This is a genomic window from Pseudomonas sp. AL10 (assembly GCF_029960685.1).
GTDB lineage: Bacteria > Pseudomonadota > Gammaproteobacteria > Pseudomonadales > Pseudomonadaceae > Aquipseudomonas > Aquipseudomonas lactis.
Window position 1 is genome coordinate 68,421 of record NZ_JASBQZ010000024.1, and the last position, 8,174, is coordinate 76,594.

The 8,174-nt window shown below is 61.3% G+C and carries 6 protein-coding genes; 4 read left to right on the plus strand and 2 right to left on the minus strand.

The genetic code is table 11. The features are described 5' to 3' along the window. Positions 1-12: 12 nt before the first annotated feature. Genes tssM through QK296_RS19990 form a run of 3 tightly spaced genes read left to right on the plus strand, consistent with a single transcriptional unit; the run spans position 13 to position 4,945 of the window. A complete protein-coding gene (tssM, locus tag QK296_RS19980) occupies positions 13-3,378 on the plus strand; it encodes a type VI secretion system membrane subunit TssM (protein WP_282391219.1) in 3,366 nt (1,121 codons plus the stop codon). 5 nt (positions 3,379-3,383) lie between these two features. Beyond that, positions 3,384-4,106 (plus strand): PP2C family serine/threonine-protein phosphatase, encoded by a 723-nt coding sequence (locus tag QK296_RS19985; protein ID WP_282391220.1) that lies wholly within the window; start codon positions 3,384-3,386, stop codon positions 4,104-4,106. Continuing rightward, complete coding sequence (locus QK296_RS19990) at positions 4,103-4,945, plus strand: serine/threonine-protein kinase (protein ID WP_003191773.1); 843 nt, start codon at positions 4,103-4,105, stop codon at positions 4,943-4,945. The genes QK296_RS19985 and QK296_RS19990 overlap by 4 nt, the downstream gene beginning before the upstream one ends. Before the next feature lie 8 nt (positions 4,946-4,953). On the opposite strand, the gene QK296_RS19995 is transcribed toward QK296_RS19990, so the two are convergent. Next, positions 4,954-5,283, minus strand: a complete 330-nt coding sequence (locus QK296_RS19995; RefSeq protein ID WP_003191771.1) for a DUF6388 family protein — start codon at positions 5,281-5,283, stop codon at positions 4,954-4,956. Positions 5,284-5,294: 11 nt separating this feature from the next. Then, on the minus strand, positions 5,295-5,549 hold the full coding sequence (locus tag QK296_RS20000; RefSeq protein ID WP_223816885.1) for a hypothetical protein: 255 nt from the start codon (positions 5,547-5,549) through the stop codon (positions 5,295-5,297). A gap of 345 nt (positions 5,550-5,894) precedes the next feature. Here QK296_RS20000 and QK296_RS20005 point away from each other — a divergent pair, with 345 nt between their 5' ends. Then, entirely contained in the window at positions 5,895-7,964 is a 2,070-nt protein-coding gene (locus tag QK296_RS20005) for an EAL domain-containing protein (protein ID WP_003191766.1), read from the plus strand. Positions 7,965-8,174: the final 210 nt, after the last annotated feature.

Here is an 8,174-nt window from a genome sequence, read left to right on the forward strand (position 1 = left end):
TGGGAGCATTGAATGATCGCATTCTTCAAGGGGATGGGCACCGTGCTGGGCAGGATTTGGGTGTGGAGCCTGTTGCTGGTGCTGTCCTGTGCGGCAATGGTGTGGTTTTTGGGGCCGCTGCTGGCGGTGGATGACCACCGTATCTGGGCCGGGGCGACTGCGCGGCTGGTCACCATCAGCAGTGTGTTCTTGCTATGGGGACTGGCGATGGCGTTTGCGGGGCCCGGTTTTGCCGCCTGGCGCCAAAGGCCGGAGCGCGAGGCGCGCCAGCAGCCGATGACGGGGGTGGAGGACGAACGCCGACACCTGCGCAGTCGGTTCAAGAAAGCCGTGCACCTGCTCAAGACGTCCCGCCATTATGGAGAGCGTAACGCACGTTGGCGTCATGAGTTGCCTTGGTACCTGTTGATCGGTGAACCGGGCAGTGGCAAGACGCAGTTGCTGGCGGCAGCGGGCTTACCGCTGGCGCTGGATCACGCGCAAGCGCGGCCGATCGGTAGCAGTGCCCATTGTGACTGGTATTTCGGCGACGAAGGTGTCCTGATCGACACCCCGGGACGCTACCTTACCCAGCCCGACCGTTCAGTGGACGCCGCAGGTTGGGCTACCTTGCTGCAACTGCTTAGGCGGCGTCGCCGAGTGCGCCCGCTCAGCGGTGTGGTGGTGACGTTATCGGCCGATACGCTGGCGAGCGCCACTGAATACGACCTGGATCATCATGCCCGCCGCGTACATTCGCGCTTGCAGGAGATCCAACAGACGCTGCATGTGGATGTGCCGATTTACCTGGTGTTGACCCACGCCGACCAGTTGCCGGGATTCGCTGAGTACTTCGACTCACCCCTTGGAGAAAGTGCCGACAGTGTGCTTGGGCAGCACCTGCATGCCTGCGCCGAGGGTACTGACACGACGCAGGTTCGTCAGGCGGTCGAGCGATTATTGCAACGCTTGAACAGTGAACTGATTGGGCGATTGCATCAGGAGCGCAATGTCGAGCGACGTGGGCAGATGCTGGAGTTTCCCCAGCAGGCAGCACGAATGGGGGAGCGCGTCAGCCTGTTCGTTGACATGGCGTTTTGCGCTCATCGCTACCAACCCATCAACGGTTTGCGAGGGTTCTTCTTGACCTGCGCCGATGGCAGGCACCCGCGCTTTGTGCAGGGCCTGTTCAGCCAGGTGATCTTCGCCGAGGCCGACCTTGCGGGTTTGCAGGCTCAGGAACAGCAACGTCTGCGTTGGCGCCAGGGCGCGCAGGCGATGGCTGCGGCGCTGGTTATTGGCGGTGTCGGCGGGCTATGGGGGCACAGTTACTCCGTCAACCACCAACGCTTGGCGCAATTGGCGGCGCTGACCTCACACCCGCCGCTCGCCCTTGCGGCCGGCGATGAAAGCACGGCGCTGTTGGCGCTGTTGGACGCGCGACTGGCGGCGACCCAGGTTTTTCCAGAGCCGGCAGATGTACGCCTGGTGGAGCGCACCGGACTGTATCAGGGCGAACTGAGCCGTCCCAGCGTCGATCAAGCCTATGATCACGCGCTGCAAAAGCCATTTCTGGCCTGGACAGCCGCCCAATTGGAAGAACAGGTAATTGCCAGTCTCGGGGACCGGGAGCGGCTGCTCGACGACCTGCGGGCCTACCTGATGCTCAATCTGCGCGAACGCCGTGACACGACCTGGCTGGCAGAACATATTGCAAGCCTTTGGTCGGTGCGGTTTGCCGGGGATATGCCAACACAGAAGCGCCTCAATGTGCACCTTGCGCGGCTGCTGGAGCAACCTTTTGTGGTGTCACTCAACGCGGAGCGGGTGGCCCAGGCCCGTGAAGCGCTGAGGGGCGAATCGTTGGCCGATGGGGTCTATCGGGTATTGCGCGAACAAGCGCGCAGCCTGGAACCGTTGCGGCTGGCCGACGGTAAGGTGTTCGCCACTATCGATCCGCCTGTGCCGGGGTTCTATACCAAACGCTATGTGCAGTACTTCGAGGCGCAGGGCCCGCGCTTGGTCAACGCCATCACCCAGGACAACTGGGTACTCGGGCAGGGCTCCGACCTGGGGCCTCAGGACTTGCGGCGCCTGATGGCTGAATTGCAGCAGCGCTATTTCAGCGAGTATGCCGATGCCTGGAGCGATGCGCTTGGCCGAGTCAGGCTGCAAGAGACCGACAACCTGCGCCAGGATGCCGAGCAACTGATGAACCTGACGTCAGCGCAATCGCCCTTGATTCGTCTGTTGCAACAGGTGCGTGAAAACACGCGCCTGTTGCCAGGCCATGGGCTGCTGGACAAAGTGGCCCAGCAGTCGGTAGACCTGGGCGAGATGGCCAAGTCGCGGTTGACGGCAGGGCAGACGGCTATTGTCGAGGCGCCGCGGCGCGCCTTGCAGCGCCGCTTTGAGCCTTTGCATCAATTGCTGGATGAGCAGCAAAACCCCGGCGTAGAGCTGACTCAGGCGTTGCGCCTGCTGGATGAAGTACACCTGCAACTGACGGCATTGAACCGTGACAGCGCACCCGAGCAGGCGGCTTTCCTGCGCGCCAGGCAGCGCATGGAGGGCCAGCAGGATGCATTGGGCAATCTGCGTGACGCCGCCGCGCGCCTGCCGCTGCCCGTTGCCGGCTGGCTCGAAGGTGTGGCCGATGACAGTTGGCGGCATCTGCTGGAACAGGCCTATGTGCACGTCAACCAACGTTATCAGAGCGAGGTGCATAGCCTTTATGCCAAGGCCATTGGCCGACGTTACCCATTCAATGCGCACGCCAGCAGTGAGGTCGCCCTTCACGATTTTCAGGAGTTCTTCAAGCCACGCGGGGTAATGGCGCGCTTTTATGAGGGCTACCTGCGGCCTTTTATCAGCGTCGACGGCAGCCGCTACCGACTGCGTGGGCTGGATGGCCAGAGTTTGCCGGTTTCCCGTGCGCTGCTGGAGCAATTGATGAAAACTCAGGTCATCCGCCGCGGTTTTTTTACCGAAGACGCGGGGGAGTTATCTGTGCGATTCACCTTGGCGGCCTACAGCCTGGACCCATCGGTCAGCCGTGCGATCCTGCGGTTTGGCGACCAGCAATTGGAGTATCGCCACGGTCCGATCGTACCCATGGCGTTCCATTGGCCCACCGATGCAGACAATGGGCGCAGCAGCCTCGTTCTGGAGAGAGGCACGGAGCAGCGACCCTTGGGTATCGAAAAGAACACCGGGGCGTGGTCGTTGTTCCGGTTTCTGGATCTGCTGCAGAAAGAGCCCGCCAGTGGCCGAAATATACAGATCCTCAAGGCAGACCTCGCCGGCCTGCGTGCCAATTACCGGCTCACCAGCCAGCGTACGCCTGGCCCGTTTGACATGGACTCATGGCGTACCTTTCGCCTGCCGGAGCAGCTGTGAACCCGATGGAGGCCCCGTGGCGCAGCGCCGGGCGCACGCAGCGAGGCCAGGCGCGGTTGCGCAATGAGGATGCGTTCCTGGACAACCCGCGCGCGGGTTGCTGGGTGGTGGCGGACGGCATGGGCGGGTATCGGCACGGGGATGTCGCCAGCCAGTGGGTGGTCAGCCAGTTGGCGTCAGTGTCGGCGGACGGCAACCTTGACCAACGTATTCAGGCGATTCGCCACAGGTTGCAGGACGTCAACCAAGGGGTGAGGCGCGCATGGACAGAGCCTGGCGCAAGCGGTGACGTGACGATGGGCAGCACCGTGGTTGCCCTGTTGCTGGAGAAGGGCCGGGCAGCCTGCCTATGGGCGGGGGACAGTCGTTGCTATCTATGGCGCGACCAGAGCCTTTATCAGTTGTCGAAGGACCACTCGCTGCTGCAGCGCCTTATGGACGAGCGGCAGTTGAGTGCGGCGCAAGCCCAGGCCTACCCGGGTGCCAGGGCCTTGACCCGGGCCGTTGGCGCGCGTTCGCGTTTGCACCTTGAAGTACTGGAACTGCGCACCCGCCCAGGGGACGTGTTTTTGTTGTGCAGTGATGGCTTGTATCAGGGCCTCAGCCACGTTGACCTGGGGCGGGCGTTGAGCATGGGCACGCCTCAACGGGCAGTGGAACGGCTATTTGCAGGGGCGTTGCGCAGGCCGGTACGTGATGACCTGACCGCGGTCGTGGTGCAGCCTTGAACTCGACAGCTTCATCTTCCCGTTTATTGGCTGGGCGTTATCACCTTGAACGTGTCTTGGGCAGCGGTGGTATGGGCAGGGTGTACCGCGCGCGCGACCTGTTGCACGAGCAGTTGGGCGAACCCTGTTCCAAGGTAGCGATCAAGCTACTCGACGAACCCATTTCCCAGTGCCCCGACGCCCATGTGTTGTTGTACCGCGAGTTTGCCTTGGCCCGCAGCCTTCGGCATGAGCGTGTGGTACGGGTGTTTTCGTTTGAGGTCGATACACACAGCCACGTCGCGTTTTTCACCATGGAGTTGCTACAAGGGGTGACGCTGGACCGCCTGCTGCTGGAGTGCCCCTATGGCTTGCCCTGGCGGGAGTTGCGCCCTATCGCCTTGCAGTTACTGGATGCGCTGGTTTACACCCACCAGCAAGATGTTCTGCACGGTGACGTCAAACCCGCCAATGTCATGGTGGGCGAGGAGGGCGTGCGCTTGTTCGATTTTGGCCTGGGCCATGCTCAAGCAGAGGCTGCCGTAGGGTTGCCGAGTGTCAGCCGCAGTCGTTTCAATGCCTGGACACCTGCCTACGCCGCCCCGGAACTGTTGGCCGGCGGTGCGCTGACCGCTGCCGCCGACCTTTACGGCGTGGCCTGCATCCTGTACGAACTGGCCCACGGCAGTCGCGTTGGCAAGCGCGCCTTTACAGACCGGCTGCCCCGACCCGCGCAGTTGCCCAGGCATTGCTGGGCAGCGTTACAGGCCGCGTTGGCGATAGACCCGCAGCACCGAAGCATAACGGTCGCCGAGTTGCGTCACGTCATGGGGCGTAACCGAGCACGCTGGTGCATGTAGGGCAAAGGTCAAACGGCCAAGCCGTGCAACTGGCAGTACTGCGCCCAGTCCATGCCCGCCATTTGCGCGACTTCTTTATGCACTTCGCGGCGCTGAGCCTCGAAGGTTTCGGTGGAGTCGGCCGTCAGCTTGAGGGTCAATTCCCAGGCGAACAGCTTTTGCTGTTCAGCGTACGCTTCGAAAGCCTCATGCAGCCGTTCGGCGCGATACTGCGCCAGGGTTTCGCCCCTGGCCTGGGCTACCAGTGGGTTAAGGCTGTCCAGCTCGGCAGCGACCTGCGGTTGTTCGCGCAGGAATCTGTCCAGTGCGAGCTGGTGAGTGTCGTTAGGTGCCGACATAGGTAGACACCTTAATGAGAAGGGTGGGAGCTGCTATCGGACGTGCGTGCGTTGAGGTGATGGCGAGCACGCTTGCGCGACCTGCGCCGCATCCAGTTCTGCAACGGCGCGAGCAAGAAAAACATCAGGTAGGCGACCAGCACCAGGGCCAGGTCTACCCAGGTTTCAGCCACAGGCCCGGTAAACAACTCAATGACGTTCTTGATCACAAACAGCAACACCACGCTGCACAACCACAGCAGGATGGTGACAAATAGAGGACGCATGTTACTTGAGCGCTTGTCTTGCATAGTGAGGTTCTCTCCTTTGGCCTGTTGTCGTTCCAGGCAAGATTCCCTGAGTGCGTACCCATTATCAGACAGGTTGTAACATCGTATAACACGCACAAAACGTGCGGATGATACCGACTCAGACAGCCTTAGGGGATGATTCAAGTCAGAAAGTTCGATAAATCTGTAAGGATTTAGTCTAGCAACCCGGCATTCACTGGCAAAAAAGCCGGGCGGGGACGGGCATAAAGGCTTTCGCTTCGGCTATCAGGGCGTGTAGCGTTAGCGGGTGTTTCCGGCCCTGATCTTCAGCGGCAGTCGGTGACAGGCAGAGGACGGCCCATGGCGCACACCCTGTTCAAACTTTTCCTGACCCAGCGCCTGGCAGTCCTGGCCAGTACGGAGTCGTTGCGAGCGATTCGTGAAGGACTGCTGTGGATCCTGCCGTGCCTGTTGGTGTCCGCCGGTTTCCTGATTCTGTCCGAATGCGCCCAGGCGCTGGGTTTCGATCCGCAGGTGGTGAGTTTCCTGGCGGAGTTGCATAAACAGATCAGTTCGGTGATCCCACTGCTGGTCGCGGCCTCCATCGGTTATATGTTGGCGATTCAACACCGTCTGCCACAGCTGCCGGTCGCGTTTCTGTGCCTGGCCCATGTGGTGGTCGCAACCTTCGTGCTGCGTGAGTACCCACGTGCTTCGGCCACGTTCCTACTCTTTATTGCCATTGCTTCGCCCTTGATCAATGTGCCGGCCATCGCCTGGCTGCACCGCTTTCGCTGGACGCGCCTGGTCAACCAGGACCTGGTCGGCCATAACCTCAAGGGCACCATCAACATGGTGGTGCCTGGCGCACTCACAGCCTTGGCGTTGGTGGCGGTGTTGTCGTTGCTGCTGTTGATCCCCCATGTGGCGCAAATCCAGGGGCCGCAGGTGCTTGATGCGTTGCAGGCGCCTTACGGCAGTGGGTTGTTTGTCACTCTGATGAATTCGCTGCTGTGGTTCTTCGGCATTCACGGCGTGTATGCCATGCAGCCGTTATTCGATGCCTTGGACCAGGCGGTGGCGCTCAATGGCGTAGCGTTGGCGGCGGGGGAGCCGGTGCTGTACCTGCTCAACAACGGCTTGCTGGGCAGTTTTGCCTTTATCGGTGGTTCGGGCGCAACCTTATGCCTGCTGTTGGCGATCCTGCTGTTTTCCAAGAGCCAGTCCATGCGCTTGCTGGCGGTGGCCAGTTTGCCGTTGTCGTTATTCAATGTCAGCGAGGTGCTGTTGTTCGGTTTGCCGATCATTCTCAACCCGCGCCTGTTCATACCGTTTCTACTGGTACCGGCGTTCAACGCGATGGTGGCGTTGATGGTGGTTCAACTGGGTTGGGTGTCGCCCGCGGTGGCCAGCGTGCCGTTTACCGCCCCGGTGCTGCTCAATGCCTACCTCAGCACCCACGGCGACGTGGCGGCGGTGGTGTTGCAGGTCGTTCTGCTGACGGCCGGTACGCTGGTGTATGCGCCCTACGTCAGGGCGATTCATCGCCAGTCCAGCGATGGCGGTACGGTGTACCTCAAATCCCTGGACATGACGTTTCGCGGCCTCGAAGAGAAAGGCCGCCTGCTGGAGTTCGACCCGGTGCTGGCAACTCACCAGACCTTGGCCCGCCAGGCCGCTGAGTTGAACCGCATCCAGCAGATCAGTGATTACGAGTTCTACCTTGAGTTTCAACCCCAGGTCTCCACCCGCACCGGTTTGTGCACCGGCTGCGAGGCGCTGATGCGCGCCCGGGACAGCCAGGGCACGGTGCATTCGCCCTGGGAGTTCCTGCAATGGCTGGCGCACGCCAGGCTGATGCCGGACGTGGATGTGTGGGTGGCGTCCCAGGCCGTGCGTCAGTATCAGAAATGGCTGAAGGTGGGTTTTGAACTGCCGATGACCATCAATATTTCCAGCGCCACGCTCAAGGACGCCGCCTATGGCGACCGCCTGGTGGAAATTCTTGCCCAGGCCCGAGGGCAGGTGTCAGTGGAAATTACCGAAGACGCGCTGGTCAGTGATATCCCGGCCACTCGCCAGACCATCCAGAAGCTGCAGGGCATGGGGGCCAAGGTCTATCTGGATGATTTTGGCACTGGGTTTTCTGCGCTGAGTTACTTGCATCAGTTTCCTGTGGATTTCATCAAGATTGACCGCAGTTTTGTGGTGGCCCAGCGTGACCCTAAAGGCGCCCAGGTGCTGACCGGTATGTTGCGCTTCTGCGAGGCCTTGGATTTGGGTGTGGTGGTAGAGGGGGTGGAGACGGCTGAGCAGTTGGCGTTCTTGAGTCATGGGCCTGAGTTGTTTATTCAGGGGTGGTATTTCAGCAAGGCGCTGCCTGGGGATCAGATGCCACGCTTTGTGCGCGAGCGCAGGGCGTTGGTGTGATGGCCGACGCTGACACCCCGCGGTCCAACTGTGGGAGCTGGCTTGCCTGCGATGACGGCCTGACGGGTGACGCCTATCTACCTGCCGCACTGCGATCAAACTGTGGGAGAGGGCTTGCTCGCGAAGGCGGCCTGGCAGGCGACACAGTTGGATTATGTACATATCCATTCCTGCGGTAACGGCCACTTAGGGTTCCGCCCTGACGGCGGC